Genomic DNA, 21,271 nt, shown 5'->3' with positions numbered 1-21,271 from the left:
GGATGGCGTTACCTTGACGGCTTCAGATGACAGCAGCGTGACGGCGGGGTGAAGGTGCGGTGAACGTGGGAGTGGCGTGTCAGACGCTGCGGGTCAGTCCCCCATCAATCCGGATATTCTGGCCGGTGATGTAGGCGGCACCTTCGGACAGCAGAAAGGCGATCGTGGCGGCCACCTCTTCAGCCTTGCCGTAGCGTTTCATCGGCACGCTCTGGCGGCGTTCGTCGGTGGCGGGCAGCGAATCAATCCAGCCGGGCAGCACGTTGTTCATCCGGACGTTGTCTGCGGCATAGCGGTCGGCAAAGAGTCTGGTGAAGCTGGCGAGACCGGCGCGAAACACGGCGGAGGTCGGGAACATCTCTGTCGGCTCAAAGGTCCACGCCGAAGAGATATTGACGATGGCCCCGCCGCCCTGGGCTGCCATGATTGGCGCCACCAGACGCGCCATGCGCACGGCGCTGAGGAAATAGACCTCCAAGCCTGTCTGCCACGCGTCATCCGTGAGGTCGGGAATGTCGGCTCGCGGGCCATGACCCGCCGAGTTGACCAGGCCGTCAATCCGTCCCCACCGCTGCATGACCTGGTCTACCAGCTGCTGCACATCCGCCTGTGACTGATTGGAACCCGTCACACCGATCCCCCCCAGCTGCCGCGCCAGCGCCTCGCCCTTACCGGAAGAGGATAAGATTGCGACGCGGTATCCCTCATCCGCCAGCCTGCGCGCGGCGGCTGCGCCCATGCCCGATCCGCCAGCCGTAATGATGGCGACTTTTTCTGCGGTCATCTTTTGCTCCTTTTGCTGTGAAAAACGCATCTTCGCAGGAAAGCGGTGTATTATCGCGCGATAAATAAACCTCTGAGCATGTAGAAAAACTACAGGATAACTATGCCACTCTCACGTCGCGGTCTGCCCTCACTGAATGCCCTGCGGGCGTTTGAAGCCGCTGGCCGGAAGCTGAGTTTCCGTGCGGCGGCGGCGGAGCTGGGCGTCACGCAGGGGGCGGTTGCGCAGCAGATTCGCGCACTGGAAGATCATCTGGGCATCCGCCTGTTCAACCGGCTTGCGCGCGGGCTTTCGCTGACGCCGCAGGGGGCAGCCTGGCTTGCTGACGTGACGCGCGCGTTTGATATGCTGGTCGAATCAACGGACCGATTGCTGGCGCGCCCGGATGTGGTGACGATCAGCGTGACGCCGACCGTCGCCGCCAGACTGCTGATCCCCCGGCTGGGCCAGCTTCAGGCAGATCTTCCTGACATTGAGTTGCGCACCGTCGCCACCGAGGCCCTGTCCGATTTTTCCCGTGACCAGGTGGATATCGCGGTGCGGCTGTCACGAACCGCCCTGCCCGCGACTCTGGAGAGCGCGCTGCTGTTTCGTCAGCATCTGATCGCCGTTGCCAGCCCACGTCTGCTGGAGGGGCTCAGCCTGCCGCTGACCGCCCGTCAGATCGCGTCGCTTCCGCTATTGCATGACGCGCATGACGGCTGGCCACGTTTCCTGCAGCAGGAGGGAAAGCTGCCCGGCGCCCGCTTTAACCAGACCACCCTTGCACTGGATGCCGCGATGGCCGGCCAGGGCGTGGCGCTGACGAGCCGGGCTTTTGTGCAGGCCGATATCAAAGCGGGTCGGCTGGTCGTGGTGGCTGACGCGGGCGATAGCGCAGGTGACTATTATCTGGTGCGCAAACGTACGGATCTGCCTGGCAGGGCTGCGCAGGCGGTGTGGGAATGGTGCCTGGATCATCTCGGCGAATGTCCCTGAACCGCGCATCGCCACTTAAACGCGTTAACCTTCTGATTATCCGTTGATCTCAGATAATCACTGACTGAACAGATGAAATCTGCTTCCCTCTTCTGTCCGTTAAGCGTCAAGTTTTCTTATGAACACCCGATATTATTATCAGGCTTCTTTCACACAACATGGAGAGAGTAATGATTAGCTCAATCGATAACGGGTTTAAAGAGAGTGACGTTTTCAGCAAGCAGGAGAGTATGCCCAAAACTATTCCGCTTGCCCGGGAGACGGTAAACAGGCTGATTGCAGATGCCCCTTCTTCGACCACACAGCTCAGCAAGGAGGCAATAGATAAAAACCTGAGAGAAGTGATTCAGATACGCAACAGCACTATTGAAAAAAACAGCAGCACGACGAACGGCATTACCAACGATATCGATACCTGGTTTTCCGCTTTACAGTCCCACTCCTCTCTTTCTGAAACCGATATGTCCGGACTGATTTCCGATGCCCTGCACTCCTATACCGGCTCCGGTAACTCCACAACGCTTTCAATGGATCTGGCCGTCACCCAGGGCATGTTAAATAAACTGGTTGAGCGATTTGTTCCTGCGGATCAGCAGGCTGAGAGTTACCGTGAAGTGGAAAAGTTTGTGTCAGATAAGGCCTCTGCGCAGGATGCTGTCCTGCAGGATCTGACCCAGCGCTCACTGGATATCGCCCGCCAGTACGGCGACACGGCAGGCGTCACGCAGTTTGAGCAACAGCTGGATAGCATCAGTCACGGTGAGCATGCGACGCAGAAAGAACGGGATGCCATGCTCAGCATCACTGACACCACAGCGAGCAGCGCCGGCTGGTTATCCGCCTTCACGCAGCTGGTGCACAACAGCGGTGATAATGATTTTTTCAAACGCATCAGCTATGACCATATTTCACAGCTGGCAACCCGGATCGAGCAGTTCAATAACAAGGCAAACCATTTTGACGCGGGCTTCTCGCTGACGCAGTAACGTGGTCTGAGCCGGGTAATGAGGGGTAAGCCTGACGGGCTTACCTTTTCCCGTTGCCGCTGGTTTTCAGCCGACACCTGCTGCATCTTTGCGAACTATCGTACTAGTTCAAAGGTGCAGAAATGATGTTCGCCACACTTGAAGAGGTCAGAAAAGAGATTGATCGGATCGATGTTCATCTGGTGAGCATGATTGCTCAGCGTGCTGAATGTGTGAAAGCTGCGGCAACGTTCAAAGCCGATCACGCCGCAGTGCGCGCGCCAGACCGGGTGCAGCAGGTCATTGATAAAGTCTGCCGACTCGCAGCGGAGAAAGGGCTTGCTGAGGTCATTATTGCGAAGGTGTACAGGAGCATGATTGAGGCGTTCATAGAGTATGAACTTGCGCACCATGCGCAGATCGGCAACAACCCACCTGACCCGGTGAATTAACCTCTTTGTGCGTGCGTGTCATTACCGGGACAGAGGCTGTCTGATGGGGCGAACATGGCGACAGCTATCAGCGATCATTTAATGAAAGGCGCAGAATGAGGCCGGCGAACCGGCCTCAGGCATGATCAGATGGCGCAATAAACGCGCGCTTCACGTGGCGTGTAGATACCAAACGTCACCACGCTCAGTAAGCCATTAACAAACGTCTGCTGCACTTCAACCCGACTGACTTTTTCCTGGCCGCCGCAGACCTGCGCCGCATCAATGCTCTTACGCTGACCGATACCTGAAACAAAGAACGGCTGGCTGGTGGTTTTCGTCGCCGCGCCAACCTGATTCTGTTTCATTACGAAAGTCTGCTGCGCACAGCCGGTTAAACTCAGAGCCAACAGCGCCGCAACACAAAGCTTGTTCATAAATATCCTTATCGTTTGAAATGTACAAATAAGTGCTGAGTGAAATCATCACTCAGCCAGCCATCAGGTTATCGACAGCGAAAACGAAAACATTAGAAATATTTTTGAATGCGGACTGTGCTTCTCGCTCGCCGCAGCACAAAAGCTCTGTGCCAGCTCACGCAGCAGCGACCCTAGTTTCCCGCTTATAGCGGACCCTAGTATCCCGTCGGACTGTTTTGTGACAGAAGCGGACGCTGGAAAATTCAAAATAGCTGATCTAATAACGGGGAATAGAGCAATACAAAGTTTACATTCGTCCTGTTCTAAGCGCATTCAAACAATCGGGACGATCATTGCTTAACGCAACCAAAGCAGTTGACTCCCAATCATACTCAATAGCTTTGAAATCTGCTTTCCATAATCCATTCTGTTTTTCCACAATTGCATAGCGGGCATGGGGAGAACCGCTCTCCATTACGTGCACATAGGGAGTGTCATCATCATACGCTTGTAATCCTACGCTTCCTGGATTGACAATAAGCCGGCTGTCTGACAGCCGAAGCTCCCGGGGGATATGCGTATGGCCACAAAGGATCAGCGATTCGTTTCTACCCGAAATAAGGGCTAAAACGCGCGCCTCAGATGAGGGCTTCACCCCTGAAGCAGTGACCTCTTCCAAAAGATAAATGCGGTCATCTCCTGGAACCCCATGCACCATCAGTATGTCTTCATTCAAAGTTAACTGCGCTGGCAAGCTTTTGAGCCATTCCCAATGCTCAGCCCGAAGACTTCTGAACGCATGTTTGTCGGATAAACTCATACCTGTAAAATCCGTTTCGAGAAGTTGTCGCTCGTGATTGCCTCTTATCGTAGGAAAGCTTAAAGGCATCAATCTGTCAGCTGTTTCGGCAGGAAATAGTCCTCCCGAAACGATATCGCCCAGGTTCACAATCTGATCAACCCCATGAAATTGAATGTCCGCCAGCACAGCATTCAGCGCAGGGAAATTTCCATGAATATCTGATATCACAGCTAATTTCATACCGCTTTCCTTTACATATTCAGTATTGCATGTTTTTCATCAGAGCTATCGCTAGCCAATATCATAAGCATCCACTGTCTTCTTTGTGCCAAAAGCGGACATTGAGATATGCTAATTATGATTCGCAGGTCAATTGAAAGATACAACTTGTATATCTACAAACAGCATAAAATATTAATAGAAAAACTGAGTAAGTAATCGAACCTTTACGCATTTATTAATGCCGCTAAGCTTTAATTATGGAAATAACTTTGAAATTAACTTACGCCATAAAGAGCTCTTCTTTACAGTGTCAGCCGATAAATTAGCCCAGGATGGATTTCTCAAATCACTCGGTAATAAATATTTGCGATCGTCATCATCGACAACGAAAGCATCGAGCTTGCTCGCTATCTGCAACATTTTACAATACAGGGCCTCACAGGGCTGCTTAGTGTAAATCCGTCCGTCACACCATTCAAGCCAGGGTTCATCATGTGGCTGATGGACATTCCATGTAGCAAAGAAATCACCATTCTTTTTATCTATTAATAATTCTTCATCACTATCAACAAGTTGAAGCCATTCTTCACTCTTAATTGGATCATTTGCACTATCAAACCAATTTTCTGTTCTTACGATATGAAGTTCCCAGCCCATGAACACCTCCATTTTTTTATGAATATTACCGTTATTAGAAATGTTTAAGCTAAAGCCTAAGATTTATGTTGTGAGTATGCACCAAACAATACGAGGTCAGCCAACTTTAATGATCAGATATACTTGTAGTCAACACCTCCATACGAGTGTCAACACGGTCAATATGCGACGCTTACTGATAAATAGCCTGTGGAAGCGAAAGCATTTTGACTGTTCAGGCGTGATGCGACTGCCCTGAGTAAATGCTGGAACCCGGTCTGCAGTGATACAATGCAACGTTATCTGTTGCGGCCCCCATTAAGATCTTAACTGACAAGTATTACGTCATTCTCGGGCTTTTTATCTCTGCACTTAAGCTGCATCGACGCGGAATTGCTGTGCCCGCTGCGCGAGGCGACCAGAGAGTTCACGCAATTGCGTAGCAGAATTGACCTGATGGGCGTTGAGTGCTTCGTTTTGCTGCAGCTGGTTGCTCATCTCCACCACTTCTTGCGCAATTTTACTGACGCGATGACTTTGCGCGATGCTATTTTGCTGTAACTCATCCAACTGTGTTACTACCCCCGAAACCGCGCCGCTGATTTGCGTGAACAGCACTTCCAGCGCCTTAACTTTGTCAAAACCATCATTCACATGCTGTTGAGTGTGCTGAATTAAACCATCAATCTGACGTGTTGATTCACCACTCTTTTGCGACAGCAGTCCCATCTCTTTGGCGACAACGGAGAAACTGCGGCCGTACGTTCCGGCGTGAGCGGATTCAATGGCGGCATTTAACGACAGTAATCGGGTTTGCATTGACAGACTATCCAGCATGGCGACAATCCCGGCGATATCGCCCGAGGCAGCAACGATCTGTTGCATTTTAAGTTCCATATTGTCGACTTCCGTGACGCAATTGCGCATCAGAGCATCAGCTGACTGCGCCTCCTGTGTGGCCTGCTGCGAGAGCTGTGCACCAATTTCGACTTCTTCAGACACGCGGTATAAACGCTGTGACAGATAGTGGAAGCTGGCATTCTGCGCCTGATGTTGCTGCATGAACTGTTCGTTATGCTGCTGCATATCTTCTGCACCGGCCGCCACGCTGACCGCAACATTATTAATGTCACTGACAATCTGCTGCAGACCGAAGCGCATCGATTCGATCGACTGAAACAGCTGGCGCGTCTCTAAACACTGGCGACCCGGCGTCTCATGGTTCGGTACCAGGTCGCCTGTTGCAATCTGTTCAAGCTGTCGGTTGGCTCGTCGAAGCGGCAATAGCACGCCGCGCATCAGCAGGCTGGAGGCCAGCACCAGTAGCGCCATCAAAATGGCACTGACGATCAGCGACATATTGCGGCTCTGCTTCAGTGTACTGAGGGTAAGTTGATTCACGCTGCTCAACTGATGGTTGGCCTGTTCAAGCTCGCTGAACCAGGCATCGTTAAACTGCTGCTGGAATGCCTGCATCGGCACAATAAAAAAGGCATTAATGTCATTGGCCGCTAACCCTTTCAACTGCTCTTGCAAACCTTCCGCTAACATCGCGAAGTCCTGAGCCAGGGGGCTGTCCGCTTTAGCATGGTAGGCAGTGAACAGCGACTGGGCTTTTGTTAACGAATCCCTGGAGGCGGTCGCCAGACTTTTCCAGCTATCGACCGAGCCGCTTTGCTGATCCTGCATTAAATAGATACCGGCGCGGTGGCTGTTATCACTGGCGGTGAGCAACTCGATACGTGCTTTATCCAGCAGGGCCAACCTTTCCCGCAGTTGATTGCCTTGCTCAAGTGAAATTTGCGTCTGATTAACGTGATTACTGAGCAGCAGTACGCCCGCGAACTGCAGTAAACAAAACAGCACGATAAACAGCAAAAACTGGCTGCGAAGGCTGGTGAGCCAAAGCGGCATACGCCAGGTAAGACGCGTGCGTAAACGTAGCGGTAACGAGATTACAGAAAGGAGTGACATCTAACGACCCCAAAAAATAAAAAAGAGTATTGGGAGTGGGCATGACAATTTGGTGACAGCGGACGCGATTCAGCGCAAAACAGCATAATGCGCGGTCTTAAAAAAAATTATGGCCCTGTGGCGCTAAGTTTTTTGGCTAAGATGTTGTTCGATGAGCGGCAAAAGTAGCTGCTCCACAGCAGCAAAAACCGGAACCACCATGGCGTTTCCAAACTGCCTGTACGCCTGAGTATCCGAGACCGGAATACGGAAATGGGCTTTGTCCGAAGCCTCAAATTCCATCAGTCCGCTGGCTGAACATTCGGCCAGCGCGGCGCCTTCCCTTGAGGAGCAAGCTGTCCTTCTGCGTCAGGCCGTTGCAATCTTTAAAGCCGGCAGGTCTGACGAAGACCTTACTGAAGTTGTAACGCCTGTAAAAGCTGTAAAAAGACGACCGTGATGACCACAAAAAGCTCATAGCGGCCGTTGCGGCGCAACGGTCTGTCCAAGACAGAAGCGGATGTTTCCAACAGTGCATTTGCTAATCCGCGTAGAACAGATCTTACCGCGTAGTAATGCAAACATGCCGGGATGATCAGGGACGTCTTTTCAGGATACGGACAGGGAAAGGTGCCGGAAACGGCCGTCAGGCAGCAAACAGGCGCTGAGAAGTCTTAATGTAAATATCACTATTGACGTAAAGGAAGGATATTCAAAACTTGTTTTCAGCATTTGAATATCCCGCCATCTGATTTATTCGTTAAACGACATATCGAATTAGCCGGTTTTAAATGAATCAACTACACGATTCAGATTCACGGTTTCACTCTCAACAAGCATTACCGCTGATGAGGTCTCTTCAGCCAGTGCAGAGTTTTTTTGGGTAACAGTGTCAAGTTCAGAAATAGCAATATTAATTTGCTCAAGCCCCTTGCTTTGCTCATCCGTAGCGGTTCTGATGTTGTGCATTACATCATGTATCTCCAGTATCGCATCATAAACACCTGAAATTGAATCCTGTGCGACATCAGACAGCTTTGCACCTTCTTCAATTTCCGTCACTGAATCGCTAATAAGATCGCTGATTTCCTTCGCTGACGATGAGCTTTTTTGCGCAAGATTCCTGACTTCTCCGGCTACGACAGCGAATCCTTTTCCGTGCTCGCCCGCCCTGGCTGCCTCAACGGCAGCATTCAGTGCCAGGATATTGGTCTGAAAAGCGATGCTTTCAATAATGCCGGTAATATCGTTAATTTTTGACGATTTTTCCTGCATGGTTTTCAACCTGTCTGACAGTGACAGGACTACGGATTTACCCTTTTCAGACTTTGTTCTGGTGTCGTTAATCAGTTCAGAGACATCAGCAGAGTTTTGCGCGTTATTTTTAACCGCCACAGTCATTTCCTCCATACTGGACGCTGTCTGAACAATAGACGCTGCCTGCTGTTCCGTGCGGGCTGAAAGTTCATTGTTGCCGGAACTCACCTCACTGATACCCTTGACAATATTCAGTGACCCCTCTTTTATCTCGGAAATTACCCTGATAAGGCCTGACTGCATCTCACTGAGTTTAAAGAATAATCCCCCTATTTCAGTTTTGCGAGGGAATTCTGTTTTAACCTCACTGGTAAGGTCGCCTGACTGAATACGTTCCAGTTGCGCATAAACCTGTGACAGGGGTTGGATAAGCACGTTTTTAAACACCCTGATAAGTCCGAACATAAATATGAGATTGAAAATTATCATTCCATAGAAAAACACAGTCACCTTAGAGTAAGTCTCGCTGCTTTTTTCGGAAATATGGACGCTGATATCTGCCACCCTGCTTCGCCATGCATCATAATCGCTTTGCATTTTATCCTTGTAGGGGCCGGCATTAATCGAGAACATAAGGTTTGCATCCTTCTTATAGCCATTATTTAACGACTGCTGCAAAATGGCTGAATATGCCTGAAAGCTTTTCTGGAGAGATTTTTGTATATCTTCTGGCACTCCCCTGATATCAGCCAGTTGCTGATAGCTGGAAAAATCTTTTCTTGACTGACTAAGGATCTTTTCTCCATGGGCAATAAAATAATTTACTTTTTCACTGCCCGGACCATCTTTGATCAACCACAGAGCAATCCGGTTAGTGTCTGCTCTCACCTCGTTTAACTGCGTCCAGATGTCGCTCAAAAGCCGTACTTTTTTACTCACAATGTCAGCGTTTCTGAAATTATCTCTGTCAGACTTTAAATAGTTGAGAAATACTAATCCTACACAAAGCTGAATAACGATGATGAATATGCCACTGGTGAGCAGTACTCTTGAAAGTTTAAATTTTCTGATGACCGACATTTTAATCTCCCTCTAAAAGATAAAATTTCTATCGGCATAGTTACCGGTAACATTAGCTTTTTCTGATGAGATGAATGCACTATTAATTTGAGAAAATGCTGATAAAACAACCAAATTACTTTATTGTTATCTTTAAATTAAATTTGTTGCATTCTTATTAAAAATAAATGCAAGGGTATTTGCCGTGAAGGCAGCATAATATTTTGAAGATTTGTTTTTTTACAGTAACCCAGCCTCTTAATAAGAAAAACGCTTTGAAATGTAACAAAAGTGTGTATTTAAATATCTATCTGTAAGCAGGTGTTTACTGTGGGTAGTTTCTGGCAAATTAACAAAATGTATATGACTTCGTTCGAAAGGCGTAGGAAACACTGCCAGAATCTGCTTCTCGCTCATAGCAGACACAACCCTGCCTACAGCACCTGGTCTGTGGCTACGCTTTGTAACACCCTTACAAACGTCCGGTATCCACGGGATGTGCATCCGCCTGGTGTGAATTTTCTGCACCGCCACTCAGGTATCGGCACCCGAAGCAACCAGAAGCAAAAATGAGCCTGTTACGGCTCATTTGTGTCATGTTAGTATCCGCTTCACAAATGGCAGTCTGGCAGCCACTGAATCTGATAAGCATGATCGACAAGCCGCGACGTCAGTGCGTACAGCAGCATGCCAAAGCGGGAAGCCATAAATGCGACAGTGGAGCACAAAATACATCCCGCCCTTTATTTTGCGAATTTTGCCATGTGCGTCATTAATCTCTCATTAAATGCCAATATAACTGTAAGCGATATTATATCAGCTCATTTATTGCTGAAGGAGAGTTTGGGCTTCCGGAAAGAGGGTCAATACTGGCAGGATTTATACAGCTGTCATCGGTTTCGCAGGGCACATAGCACAATTCGGCATTGGCATTACTTACCACGTAATCTGTCCCTCTGTACCGCTTTAGCGGCTTAGAGGAGGTGTTTGTGCATTGCCTGGCATTTGTGTGCACCTCCTTGGAGACGATAATTCTGACTAGTTGAATTTCGGCATTGTGACGGAAGGGACATCACTCCAGCTACCACAATTTATATTTTTATGAACAAGTCACTGATGGCATTGAACCCTTTTGCGTTTCAATAAATTTAAAAATTTTCTTTATTGATGCTTTGCCCGGGTTATTAAATTCACTCAAATGATCCCCCTTTCCAAGGATCATAGATAAGCCATATTGTTGCGCTATCTCAGCCATAGCTGAGTGATAAGGGTCACTGGCACCAGCCCAAAGTAGAATTGGTGTTTTGTAAGGAAATAAAGCTTCCTTTTTTTCCGAGTACTTTCTTAACTCATTGAAAAAGCATCTGATACTTTCTTGATCGATCAGTGAAAGCCCGGAGGTAAGCTCTGGGGCTGTGCTTGTTGCATAAGACATAAACATATCAAAACTAAGTTTTCCTTCAGGCGTCTCCGGAAGGCCATTTTTTAAATCCCATCCACCTAATACGACAGAATGAAGCCGTTTCGGATGGTGGTTAAGTAGTCCTAATGCAGCCCATGCGCCAGAGGAATAACCTATCACATGCGCTTTATCATAACCCAACTCATCCATAACTTTGATGATGGATAACGCCTGGCCTTGTTGTGTGTATAATTCTGGTACTGGCTGCTTTTCGCTTTCACCGTGGCCTAAAAGGTCCGGGCAAACAACGTGAAAAAATGGACTAAATAAGGATATAAATCCATTCTTCCGCCACGACTTTCCGTCCATCAAAAGACCGTGAAGCATTATGACTAAAGGGCCTTTTCCTTCTGCAACATATGATAATTGTGGTGTTGCCGACGTAGATAGCATATGTACCCCTTAAAATTTAGAGTGGACAGAAAGCATACATGTATCCAGGCAAACAGCTCAACGAGTAATGGTATAAATTCCGCTTCTCGCTCAAAGAGGACGTTCAGGCAGCAATCCAACGGCGAATATTGTTTCGTAATGAAACAGATGACGATTTATGTTCTTTTTACGTAATGTAAATGCTGGTTTCATAGCTAAATAAAGGATTTGTGTGAGCAGATTTCAGGATAAACGGGTTTTAATTACAGGCGGCACCAGTGGCATCGGGCTGGCAGGCGCTCAGCGTATTGTTGCTGAAGGTGGCCACGTAGCCATTACAGGGCTTAATGAAGAAAGGCTTGAACGTGCACGCGGCTTACTTCCTGCGACATCGCTTATTCTGAAAAGTGATGCTGCAAGCGAAGCTGACATAAACGGACTGGCGGGAGCTATCAGAGGCTGGGGTTCACTTGATGGATTATGGCTTAATGCTGGCTTTGCAGAGGTGAGCTCTCCGGAATCTGTCACTGCAGACTCTTTCAATCAAATGATGAATGCTAATGTGCGCGGTCCGATGCTACAGCTGGCCGCGCTCTCCAAATCGCTTAATTGCGGCGCATCCGTTCTGGTAACGTCATCCTCATCGGCATATGAAGGTGCGGCGATGACTAGCCTGTATGCAGCGACGAAAGGTGCCGTTATTGCTATGGTCAAAAGTTGGGCATCTGCGCTGGCTGAACGCGGTATTCGCGCCAACACGTTGGTGCCGGGTCCGATTGAAACCAACTTCAGGCATTTTATGCCAGAGACGTCGCGTCAGCAGTTCGAAGAGTTTGTGTTAAGCCAGGTTCCTTTGGGCCGCGCAGGAACAGCAGAAGAGGCCGCTGCAGTTGCGCTTTTCCTGCTATCCGATGACGCATCCTACGTTACTGGCAGCCAGTATGCTGTAGATGGCGGGCTGATTCATTACTGATTATTAGCAGGTTTCAGGAAATTAGTTGAAATCAACCGAATGATGTCCGCTTTTCGCTCATAGCGGACATTGACTTGCACAACGTCCGCTTCTGCCCAGAAGCGGACTTTTAAGTGCCAGACATGGGCAGTTAACTAATCCGGTATACACACCCGGATACGGTGCCCGTCAGGATCTAACGCAACGAATGTCTTGCCAAAAACAGCTTGCATGGGTTCCTGTTCTATCGGCACACCGCTGTTTAACCACTGCTGATATAGCGCATCAACCTCCTCAATGTCTTTAACCATAAAACTCAGCTCAGTTCGGTTACCTTCACCGCCGGATACAAAGTCACTCGCCGTTGTTGACCATAGTCCCAGGTTCAGGCCGTTCTTGAAGGAAAATGCCGCCCAGGTTGGAAACATTACGTCTGGTTCTTTATTAAATAGCCTTTGGTAAAATCCGCTGCTAGTGACTGGGTTATCAACATAAAGAATGATCAGGTTAGGTATCATGAGTCTCACTCGTCAAAAATAATGAGACTTCACTATCGCAGGGAGCATTGACAGAACATGTCAGCATCAGGACCAAAGCGCGCAGAGCGCCTACTCAATCTTCTACAGATTTTATATGAACATCGATATCCGGTAAGCGGAAACTGGCTTGCTCAAGAGCTTTCCGTCAGCCTTCGCACACTTTACCGTGATATTTGCGCGCTACGTGCACAGGGGGCTGACATTCAGGGAGAAGCCGGGATGGGATTTATCCTCTCACGAAGCCATCACTTGCCGCCTGTGATGTTTACCTCTGAGCAGCTCGATGCACTAGCGCTCGGATTGCGTTGGGTATCAGCATATGGTGACGCAGGTATATCAAAAGCAGCTTCTGAAGTTACGGGTAAGATCCGGCAAGGTCTGCCCGCAAAGTTAAAGACTCTGTTTGATGAATCGACACAATTAGTTGGAAAAACTCTGGTTGCCCACCACAATTTTGAGAGTCTGAACTCTCTTCGAAGCGCCATCAGGAGTAAACAGAAAATCCGGACTGGCTATACAGACAGGCTGGGTAATGTGAGTGAAAGAACGATATGGCCTTTCGCCTTAGGTTACTTCACAGAGGATATATTGCTTGTAGCATGGTGTGAAAAACGTAATGCCTTCCGCCATTTCGACGTAACGCGATTAACATTACTACAGTTTGTGCCTGAAACTTATCCCTACTCCCGGCATCGTTTACTCCAGATGTGGCGTAGCGCGGGTCTGGATAAAGCGATTCCTGGGCGAGGCTGAACTGAATGCCAATATTCCAGAGTATTCTGGCCTGTCCATATTCATTAATGTTTCCCTTACTCGCTCATAGCAGACACTACCCTGCTAACAGCACCTGTTCTGTGGCTACGCTCTGTAACACCCTTACGAACGTCCGCTATCCACGGGATGTGCATCCGCCTGATGTGAATTTTCTGCACCGCCACTCAGGTATCGGCACCCGAAGCACCCAGAAGGCACAAATGAGCCTGTTACGGCTCCTTTGTGTCATTCAGGGGTGACGATCACCTTGGAGCGCTCAAAACACTCAGTCCGCCATGCCTGAAACCTGCTCAGCCACTCCTCTCTCTCCCTTCTCACGCCCGCTATCCGTCAGCGATGCCCTTACCTGCGGCAGGCTTTCCGGGTAGTTCTGCTGAATAAACTCGATCATCTTTTCCCGCACGTAGCAGCGTAAATCAAAGGCGATTGGCGAGTTCTGCGCGGTCATCAGCATCCTGATGGTCATGGTTTTCTCGGTGGTATCGGTCACCTGAAGCACCTGAGTTTCCCCATCCCAGAGTCGGGTTTCGCTCAGCACCTTTTCAAAGTGCGTCCGCAGAGGCTCAAGCGGCATTGAGTAGTCCACATAGAGAAAGACCGAACCGAGGATCTGAGCGTTGTTGCGCGTCCAGTTCTGGAACGGGTTCTCGGTAAAGTAGGTGATCGGCAGCACCAGGCGGCGCAGATCCCAGATCCGCACGACCACATAGGTCAGGTTAATCTCCTCAATCCAGCCCCACTCTTTCTCTACCACCACCGCATCATCAATTTTAATCGGCTGGGTAAAGGCGATCTGAATACCGGCGAACAGATTGACCAGCGACTTCTGTAGCGCAAAACCTATGATGATCCCCGCCACACCGGCCCCTGCCAGGATGGTAGTGCCAAATTTACGCACGCTCGGGAAACTCAGCAGAATCAGCGACAGGCAGAATAACACCAGAATGACAATAACCACTTTTTTGACGTAGATAATCTGTGTGCGGATTTTACGCGCGCGCAGATTATTTGAGATATTGATGTCGTAGCGGATATAAAGCATATCCTGCGCCACATTGGTCAGTCGTATTAATACTGAGCAAAACGACATAATAATAAAGACATTGATGATATTGGTAATTAAATCCAGCGAGTCAGGATGGAAATTAATGTAATTAAGACCCACATTGATCATTAATAACGGGATGAAAAAGAACATCGACCCACTGAGGTGCTTCTCCAGCGATTTGAACAGCTTCCGGTCGCGACTCTGCCAGTAGCGGATAAACGCGAGCAGGATAAGACGGCCCAGGAAACCCAGTACAAATGAAAGCGAGACGAGTAATACAACAGGTACCCACGACGGGAAACCAGATAACTCACCGAATAACAATGGCATTATTTTCCCTTTTAGTAAGCTGACAACACCGGGTTGTCAGATAAGTGACACATGCAATAACCGTTGTCTTCACGGTCATCCGTCTGTCATACAATCAATGGGTTCAAGTATGAACCATACCTGCAAAGTTGACAGGAAAAGCCTCGGCAGCCCGCCCCCCTGATGCGCCTCTTTTGCCTTTCAGCCAGGACGGACAGTGACAGAAGTCACCTGCAGCCCTGGCCGATATCATTAACCCGCCTGATATAACCGTTTCGCTTTTCTGACCCTTTTCATTCCCCTGAGACAACAAAAATTGCTGCCGGACTCACTATAACCCCCGCTGAATGTAGACGACAGAGTCTTGTCTGCTAATTTTAAACTGTGCCCCGCCGTCGCTGAGAAAAACAACAATATGATTAATAGCATTAAACTTTCTGCTGATTTCCGCCGCAGTTTTCTGCGTGAAGTGCTGGTACCGCTGGTCGCCATCCTGCTGCTCACCTTTGCGGGTGCCGGCACGGCGCTGTTTATCGGCACCTCGCTCACTAACGCCGAAGCCCGGCAGCAACAGCAGCGGATGATTGAAGCCTCGTTTTCGCAGAGCCTGAATGAACATCTGCGCCAGCTGCACAGCCTGTCGCGCTGGGCGCCGCTTGAGCAGCACCTCTCCGCGAGCAACAGCGACCGCTGGCTGGATGAGAACATCGGTGAATGGCTTTACGAAATGTTCGGACATCAGCTGATTATGGTGCTGGATCAGCAGAACCAGATCGTCAGAGTCTGGCGCGAGGGCCAGCCGGTCGCTGCGCCGGATAGCGATCCGCTGGCGGGTGAGGTGTTGCAGAGTACGCTGGTCACCGATCCGGCGCGCCCGGACAGGGCCGACTATGCACGGGTCACGAACCGTGCCGCCGCCCTGGCCGTCGGCAATATTCAGCAGGAGAGCCGCACCCTGCCCCGTTTCCGGCTGGTGAGCCTGAAATTTCTGGATGATGGCTATCTGGCGAGCCTGGCGGAACGCAATCAGCTTCAGGATCTGCACTTCACGGACGGCACGGCGCAGCCAGGCAGCGCAGCGCGCTATCTGCTGGTGGCGCAGGCGGGCGATCCGGTGGGGTATCTGGAGTGGATCCCCTCCCGTCCCGGTGCGCAGATGCTGCGGACCATTGGCCCCTCAACCGGGCTGGCGGTGCTGGCGATCTCCCTGCTGTGTCTCTATATGGTGTGGCGGCTCTGGCATTCGCTGGTCAGCCTGTCGCAGTCGATGCTGCGGCTCGGCGCCTCAGAGGCGCAGGCGCAGCATCTGGCGTTTCATGATGTGCTGACCGGTCTGCCCAATCGCGCGCTGGTTGAAGAGCGCATGACGCAGGCACTGGCGCTGGCGACGCGCCACGATCAGCGGGTGGCCCTGCTGCTGATCGACCTCGACCGCTTCAAAACCATCAACGATACCTATGGTCATCACGCCGGCGATGAGCTGATCATCGCCGTGGCGCAGCGCCTGAGCCGGATCGTGCGCGCCAGCGACACCGTGGGACGCATCGGGGGCGATGAATTTATTGTGGTGATGCCGGATGTCGAAAACCTGGGCCAGGCGCAGAGTCTGGCCCAGCGCATCGTCGACGAGCTGGCCCTGCCAGTGACGCTGTTTGGCAGCGAAGTATGGAGCGGTGCCAGTATCGGGCTCTCCCTCGCGCCCAGAGACGGTATCGATCGGCTGGAGCTGATGCGCAAAGCGGATATCGCGCTGTATGAAGCCAAAAGCGGCGGGCGTGGCAAATATCGGCAGTTTGAACGGGCGATGGATGAGTCAGTGCGCACCCGCCAGGCGATTGCGGCGGATCTGCGCTCGGCGCTGCAGAGCCGTCAGGGGCTGGAGGTGTGGTATCAGCCGCTGATGGACATCGGCGGTCAGCAGATGGTCGGAATTGAGGCACTGCTGCGCTGGCACCACCCGACACGCGGCCTGATCGCACCCGGTGAGTTTATTGCGATTGCCGAAGAGACCGGCCTGATTATGCCATTGGGTGAGTGGGTGCTCGCTGAAGCCTGTGCCACGCAGCAGCGTTTCCCGACGCTGCTGGTGGCAGTCAACGTCTCGCCCGTGCAGTTCCGATCGGCGGGCTTTGTCGAGCGGATCATGGCGATTGTCAGCCAGCACGGCGGCGACCCGAGGCGCCTGGAGCTGGAGATCACTGAAGGCGTGCTGATTGAGGATGAACGGGAGGCGCGCGCGATTATCGTGGCGCTGCGTGAAGCGGGTTTCCGCATTGCGCTGGATGATTTCGGCACCGGCTACTCCAGCCTTAACTATCTGAGTACCTTCCCGGTAGATAAAATCAAAATCGATCGCTCTTTCACCCAGTCGCTGGGCGTGGCAGAAAATTCCGTGGCGATTGTGGAGTCGGTGGTGAAACTGGGGCATGCCATGGGCCTGATGGTGACGGCGGAAGGTGTCGAGACGCCGGGACAGATGTCGGCGCTGGCGGATGCAGGCTGTAATCAGTTGCAGGGCTATCTCTTCAGTCAGGCGGTGCCCGCCGATCAGCTTGCGGCGCTGATGACCTCCGCCGCGCCAGAGACGACGCCGCAGGCGTAACGGCCGGAAGGATAGCCTGAACGCATCGGTGCGCCCGGGCTATCCGTATCAGAGTCAGATCGCTAAGCGCCCAGGCTGTCCAGCAGCGCCGCAGACGAGGCGACCGCGCCGAAAATGCCGCCCTGCATATGGATCATGCTCAGCGCCGCCTCGTGGTGACGCCGTTCGGTTGCCGCGCAGCAGTCGGAGAGCACCAGACACTCAAAGCCGCGATCGTTGGCTTCGCGCAGCGTGGTGTGAACGCAGACATCCGTCGTGATGCCGGTCAGGATCAGATTGCGGATGCCGCGACTGCGCAGAATCAGCTCCAGATCGGTGGCGTAAAACGAGCCTTTGCCCGGCTTGTCCACCACCACTTCATCCGGCAGCGGCGCCAGCTCCGGGATAATCTCCCAGCCCGGTTCACCCCGCACCAGAATGCGGCCACACGGCCCCACATCGCCAATCCCGGCATTCATCCGCCGCGACCGCCAGCGCTTATTGGCTGGCAGGTCACTGAGATCGGGCCGGTGCCCTTCGCGGGTATGAATAACCGGAAACTGCCGCGCACGCATCGCGGCCAGCACCTGCTGCAGCGGGGCGATGGGCGCACGGGTCAGGCTGACGTCATAGCCCATGCTATCGACATAGCCACCCACGCCGCAGAAGTCGGTCTGCATATCAATGACGATCAGGGCAGTGTCAGCCGGGGTAAAATGGCCATCGAACGGCCAGGCGTAGGGGGTGGAATTAACGCTGTAGTCGGGCATGACTGTTCTCCATTTCCGGGCGCGGCATGCGCAGTTTGCTAATCAGGCTGTAACTGAGGGCGGCCGTGACCAGGCCGATGACGGCTTCACCGAACTGCGGAAAGGCCACATGAGCGATGACCGCACAGAGGCTGCCAATCGCCCAGGCGGCGAACGCGGTACCGCGGAAACGCTCTGCCGGACGCTGTTCGCTGATGCGCGCCATAAAAATCAAATCCACGATCATCACTGCGCCAAACGGCGGCACCACGATGCCCAGCAGGCTGAGCCACTCCAGGAAGTAGGACCAGACCCCCGCCAGTGCCAGCACGCCGCCGATGCCCCCCAGAATCAGCGTCCAGAGCCGCATTTTGCTGCTGAAGAGATGACTGAATCCCACCGCGCCGTTGTAAAGACAGTGTGTGCAGACCGATCCGAGGTTAATAAAGACAAACAGACAGGCGACCACCGAGAGAAATGCGCTGTGGCCCATCAGCATCGGCAGGAAGTTTCCGCCGTTGGTCAGCGGGTCAACCGCCGCGCCCACCGCCACAATTACCACGCCGAAGAGGTAGGAGATCACGTTGGCAACCGGGAAAGCGGAAAAAGCCGCGATCACCGCCGAGCGGCCATTCTTTGACCAGCGGGTAAAATCCGCCGTCATGGTGCCGGAGTCGGCGAAACCGGCGACCACCATCGTGACCGCGGTGCCCATACTCATGGCGCCCGCCGCGCTGGCGCTGCCCTGCCACTGCGTGACGACGGCGAAATCATGATCCCGCCCTATCAGCCACAGCGCCACGATGCCGAGCACCACAAACAGCGGCGCGGCGATCATCCCCAGCACCGACAGCGCCCGCACGCCCAGAAAGGTGATGCCGGTGTAGAGCAGCATGGCAAAGGCCGTCACCCCTAGCGCGTTCCAGCCAAAGGTCTGATTAATTACCGTGCCGGTGAGGCCGGTCTGAAAGGCATACCAGCCGATCACCACCGTCGAGAGAAAACCGGAGACCAGGATATAGCCTTTGCTGCCAAAGGTGCGCCGGGCCTGCAGGGCGAAATTCATGCCGCTGTTGCCGGCGAACCAGCTCAGCGCGCCAACATAGGCAAACAGCACCAGATTCCCCAGCAGAATGGCGATCAGTGCAGGCCAGAAGCCCAGATGCCAGGTGATGATGCCGCCAAATAACGCATTGGTGAGGATCATCGGAAAACCGAACCAGACTGCCGAGACCGAGCGGGTGGAGTGACGATGCGACACTGGCACCGGCTGGTGTTCAAACTCCTGCTCCAGCGCAGGTGAAGACGATGTTTTCATTGTGTGATTCCCGGTTGAAGGTGATTCCACGGCTGAATGCGCTCGAAAGCGGCACTGGCAGCCAGCACTAAGGCATCATCAAGATGCCGTCCGACAATCTGGAGCCCCACGGGCAGGCCGCGGGCGGTAAAACCAGCGGGCACCGATGCCGCGGGCTGACCGGTGAAGTTGAACGGGTAGCAGAATGAGAGCCAGTGATCGCTGCGGACCATGCGCCCCGCAATGATTTCCGGCCCCTGGCTTCCCAGCGGAAACGGCGGCACTGCCAGCGTCGGAGTGATCAGCAGGTCGTAACGCTGCATAAAGCGCCACAGGCTGTTGCTGACCGCTTTGCGCACCGCGATAGCATCAGTGAAGTTTTCCGCCCGCCACTCACGCTGCAGCATGGCGATCAGATGGGGTGACATGGCGCTGCCCTGCTCCGCCATCATCTGACGCATGCCGGTAAGATCGCTCTCCATCGCCACCAGTGCACCGAAAGCGGCGGCCGGATCGCTGAAGCCCGGATCGGCCAGCTCCAGTTCCGCGCCGGTTTCAGCGGCAAAGCGCTGCACGGCCGCACTGACCACCGCCCGCACTTCCGGATCCACCGCGACATAACCCAGGTCTGCGCTGAATGCGATGCGCAGTTTGCTGGCTGGCAGCCGGAGCGCGCCCAGCCAGTCAACGTCGCTGCAGGGAATGGAGTGACGATCCCGCATATCCGGGCCCGCCATCAGTGACATCATCAGGGCGGCATCGCGCACGCTGCGCGTCATCGGGCCGATGTGCTCCAGCGACTCCCAGCTCGACACGCCGGGATAGCGTTCATCGCGGCAGCCGGGCCAGAGCGGCACCCGTCCCATCGACGCCTTGAAACCAAAGATGCCGCAGTGCGCCGCCGGAATGCGAACCGATCCGCCCCCATCACTGCCCAGCGCAATCGGACAGAGCCGTGCCGCAACGGCCGCACCGGAGCCGGCACTGGAGCCGCCGGGCGTCATCTCAGGATCCCAGGGATTACGCGGCGACGGAAACAGCGGATTGTGCCCGACCGCGCTGTAGCCAAACTCCGGTGCGGTGGTTTTACCCAGCAGAATGGCATCGGCGGCCAGCAGGCGTTCCACCGTGATGTCATCCTCTTCCGGCACGAAATCCCGGTAAGCCGCCGAACCAGAGGTGGTTCTGACACTGGCCGTGCAGATCAAATCCTTCACCGCCAGCGGTACCCCCGCCAGCGCGCCCAGCGTCTCTCCGCGAGCGCGGCGGGCATCCAGCGCCCTGGCCTGCGCCATCGCCAGATCGGGCGTGGGGGTACAAAAGGCCTGTATTGCCGGTTCCCGTTCCGCCAGTCGCTCCAGTGCGGCCCCGGTCAGCTCGCAGGCTGACACCTCCCCGCTGCGGATAAGTGCGGCCATCGTGGTGGCATCTTCGTCTAATAAGGAGTCAAACATGGATTACCTCGCCAGAATTGTACCCGTCAGGTAGTGCATGAACCGTGCCAGCTGACACCAGGCCGGGCGCTCTGAAGCAGGGATGCCAGATGGAATACGGCCTGGGATACAAGATCGAATTCTTATGGTGGCGGACGGGCGCGCCTGTTTATTTTTTCAGCACGATGATGGCGCAGGGCTGCGCGATAAGGGGGCGTGACAGGTGAATGGTTTTGCGGGCTGGCTTAC

Annotated in this window: 18 protein-coding genes and 1 pseudogene; 6 read left to right on the top strand and 13 right to left on the bottom strand. The window is 52.9% G+C overall.

Going from position 1 to position 21,271, the window contains the following annotated elements:
- Positions 1-79 precede the first annotated feature (79 nt).
- A complete protein-coding gene (locus tag OJ965_RS09645; protein WP_265139030.1) occupies positions 80-784 on the bottom strand; it encodes an SDR family oxidoreductase in 705 nt (234 codons plus the stop codon).
- Positions 785-886: 102 nt separating this feature from the next.
- On the opposite strand from OJ965_RS09645, the gene OJ965_RS09640 reads away from it, so the two are divergent.
- The 3 genes from OJ965_RS09640 (at position 887) to OJ965_RS09630 (ending at position 3,179) form a co-directional block, all read left to right on the top strand.
- Positions 887-1,762: a LysR substrate-binding domain-containing protein gene (locus OJ965_RS09640; RefSeq protein WP_265139028.1), complete on the top strand. Its 876-nt coding sequence runs from the start codon at positions 887-889 to the stop codon at positions 1,760-1,762.
- A gap of 170 nt (positions 1,763-1,932) precedes the next feature.
- Complete coding sequence (locus OJ965_RS09635) at positions 1,933-2,748, top strand: hypothetical protein (protein ID WP_265139026.1); 816 nt, start codon at positions 1,933-1,935, stop codon at positions 2,746-2,748.
- Between the two features lie 122 nt (positions 2,749-2,870).
- The gene (locus tag OJ965_RS09630) at positions 2,871-3,179 is read left to right on the top strand and encodes a chorismate mutase (RefSeq protein WP_265139025.1); all 309 of its coding nucleotides are present in this window, start codon (positions 2,871-2,873) and stop codon (positions 3,177-3,179) included.
- A gap of 125 nt (positions 3,180-3,304) precedes the next feature.
- Here the strand turns inward: OJ965_RS09630 and OJ965_RS09625 are convergent, their stop codons facing one another.
- The 7 genes and pseudogenes from OJ965_RS09625 to OJ965_RS09595 all read right to left on the bottom strand — a co-directional run bounded on the left by OJ965_RS09625 (position 3,305) and on the right by OJ965_RS09595 (position 11,361).
- Positions 3,305-3,595, bottom strand: coding sequence for a Bor family protein (locus OJ965_RS09625; RefSeq protein ID WP_009089453.1), 291 nt, complete (start codon positions 3,593-3,595; stop codon positions 3,305-3,307).
- 289 nt (positions 3,596-3,884) lie between these two features.
- Entirely contained in the window at positions 3,885-4,619 is a 735-nt protein-coding gene (locus OJ965_RS09620; protein ID WP_265139021.1) for a metallophosphoesterase family protein, read from the bottom strand.
- Positions 4,620-4,856: 237 nt separating this feature from the next.
- Entirely contained in the window at positions 4,857-5,258 is a 402-nt protein-coding gene (locus OJ965_RS09615) for a hypothetical protein (protein WP_265139019.1), read from the bottom strand.
- 351 nt (positions 5,259-5,609) lie between these two features.
- Entirely contained in the window at positions 5,610-7,211 is a 1,602-nt protein-coding gene (locus OJ965_RS09610; protein WP_265139017.1) for a methyl-accepting chemotaxis protein, read from the bottom strand.
- A 123-nt stretch (positions 7,212-7,334) separates the two neighbouring features.
- Positions 7,335-7,514 (bottom strand): annotated as a pseudogene (locus OJ965_RS09605) (DNA (cytosine-5-)-methyltransferase); the annotation flags it as partial.
- 453 nt (positions 7,515-7,967) lie between these two features.
- Positions 7,968-9,527 carry a methyl-accepting chemotaxis protein gene (locus OJ965_RS09600; protein ID WP_265139015.1) on the bottom strand — a complete coding sequence of 520 codons (1,560 nt, stop codon included), beginning with the start codon at positions 9,525-9,527 and terminating at the stop codon, positions 7,968-7,970.
- A 1,078-nt stretch (positions 9,528-10,605) separates the two neighbouring features.
- The gene (locus tag OJ965_RS09595; protein ID WP_265139013.1) at positions 10,606-11,361 is read right to left on the bottom strand and encodes an alpha/beta fold hydrolase; all 756 of its coding nucleotides are present in this window, start codon (positions 11,359-11,361) and stop codon (positions 10,606-10,608) included.
- Between the two features lie 211 nt (positions 11,362-11,572).
- Between OJ965_RS09595 and OJ965_RS09590 the strand changes: the two genes are divergently transcribed.
- Positions 11,573-12,313, top strand: a complete 741-nt coding sequence (locus tag OJ965_RS09590) for an SDR family oxidoreductase (protein ID WP_265139011.1) — start codon at positions 11,573-11,575, stop codon at positions 12,311-12,313.
- Positions 12,314-12,447: 134 nt separating this feature from the next.
- Here OJ965_RS09590 and OJ965_RS09585 read toward each other — a convergent pair whose 3' ends face one another.
- The gene (locus OJ965_RS09585) at positions 12,448-12,810 is read right to left on the bottom strand and encodes a VOC family protein (protein WP_140925535.1); all 363 of its coding nucleotides are present in this window, start codon (positions 12,808-12,810) and stop codon (positions 12,448-12,450) included.
- Between the two features lie 57 nt (positions 12,811-12,867).
- Here OJ965_RS09585 and OJ965_RS09580 point away from each other — a divergent pair, with 57 nt between their 5' ends.
- Positions 12,868-13,584: a helix-turn-helix transcriptional regulator gene (locus tag OJ965_RS09580; protein ID WP_265139008.1), complete on the top strand. Its 717-nt coding sequence runs from the start codon at positions 12,868-12,870 to the stop codon at positions 13,582-13,584.
- Positions 13,585-13,870: 286 nt separating this feature from the next.
- On the opposite strand, the gene OJ965_RS09575 is transcribed toward OJ965_RS09580, so the two are convergent.
- The gene (locus OJ965_RS09575) at positions 13,871-14,983 is read right to left on the bottom strand and encodes a mechanosensitive ion channel family protein (protein WP_058957638.1); all 1,113 of its coding nucleotides are present in this window, start codon (positions 14,981-14,983) and stop codon (positions 13,871-13,873) included.
- Positions 14,984-15,377: 394 nt separating this feature from the next.
- Here OJ965_RS09575 and OJ965_RS09570 point away from each other — a divergent pair, with 394 nt between their 5' ends.
- Positions 15,378-17,564 carry a putative bifunctional diguanylate cyclase/phosphodiesterase gene (locus OJ965_RS09570; protein WP_265139005.1) on the top strand — a complete coding sequence of 729 codons (2,187 nt, stop codon included), beginning with the start codon at positions 15,378-15,380 and terminating at the stop codon, positions 17,562-17,564.
- A 62-nt stretch (positions 17,565-17,626) separates the two neighbouring features.
- Here OJ965_RS09570 and biuH read toward each other — a convergent pair whose 3' ends face one another.
- Genes biuH through OJ965_RS09555 form a run of 3 tightly spaced genes read right to left on the bottom strand, consistent with a single transcriptional unit; the run spans position 17,627 to position 21,043 of the window.
- Entirely contained in the window at positions 17,627-18,313 is a 687-nt protein-coding gene (gene biuH, locus OJ965_RS09565) for a biuret amidohydrolase (protein ID WP_009089440.1), read from the bottom strand.
- Positions 18,294-19,610, bottom strand: a complete 1,317-nt coding sequence (locus OJ965_RS09560; protein ID WP_265139002.1) for a purine-cytosine permease family protein — start codon at positions 19,608-19,610, stop codon at positions 18,294-18,296. The genes biuH and OJ965_RS09560 overlap by 20 nt, the downstream gene beginning before the upstream one ends.
- Positions 19,607-21,043, bottom strand: a complete 1,437-nt coding sequence (locus OJ965_RS09555; protein WP_265139000.1) for an amidase — start codon at positions 21,041-21,043, stop codon at positions 19,607-19,609. The genes OJ965_RS09560 and OJ965_RS09555 overlap by 4 nt, the downstream gene beginning before the upstream one ends.
- Between the last annotated feature and the right edge of the window lie 228 nt (positions 21,044-21,271).

This window comes from Pantoea anthophila, assembly GCF_026104315.1.
GTDB classification, from domain to species: Bacteria; Pseudomonadota; Gammaproteobacteria; order Enterobacterales; family Enterobacteriaceae; genus Pantoea; species Pantoea anthophila.
This window is presented reverse-complemented; position numbering and strand designations above follow the sequence as displayed.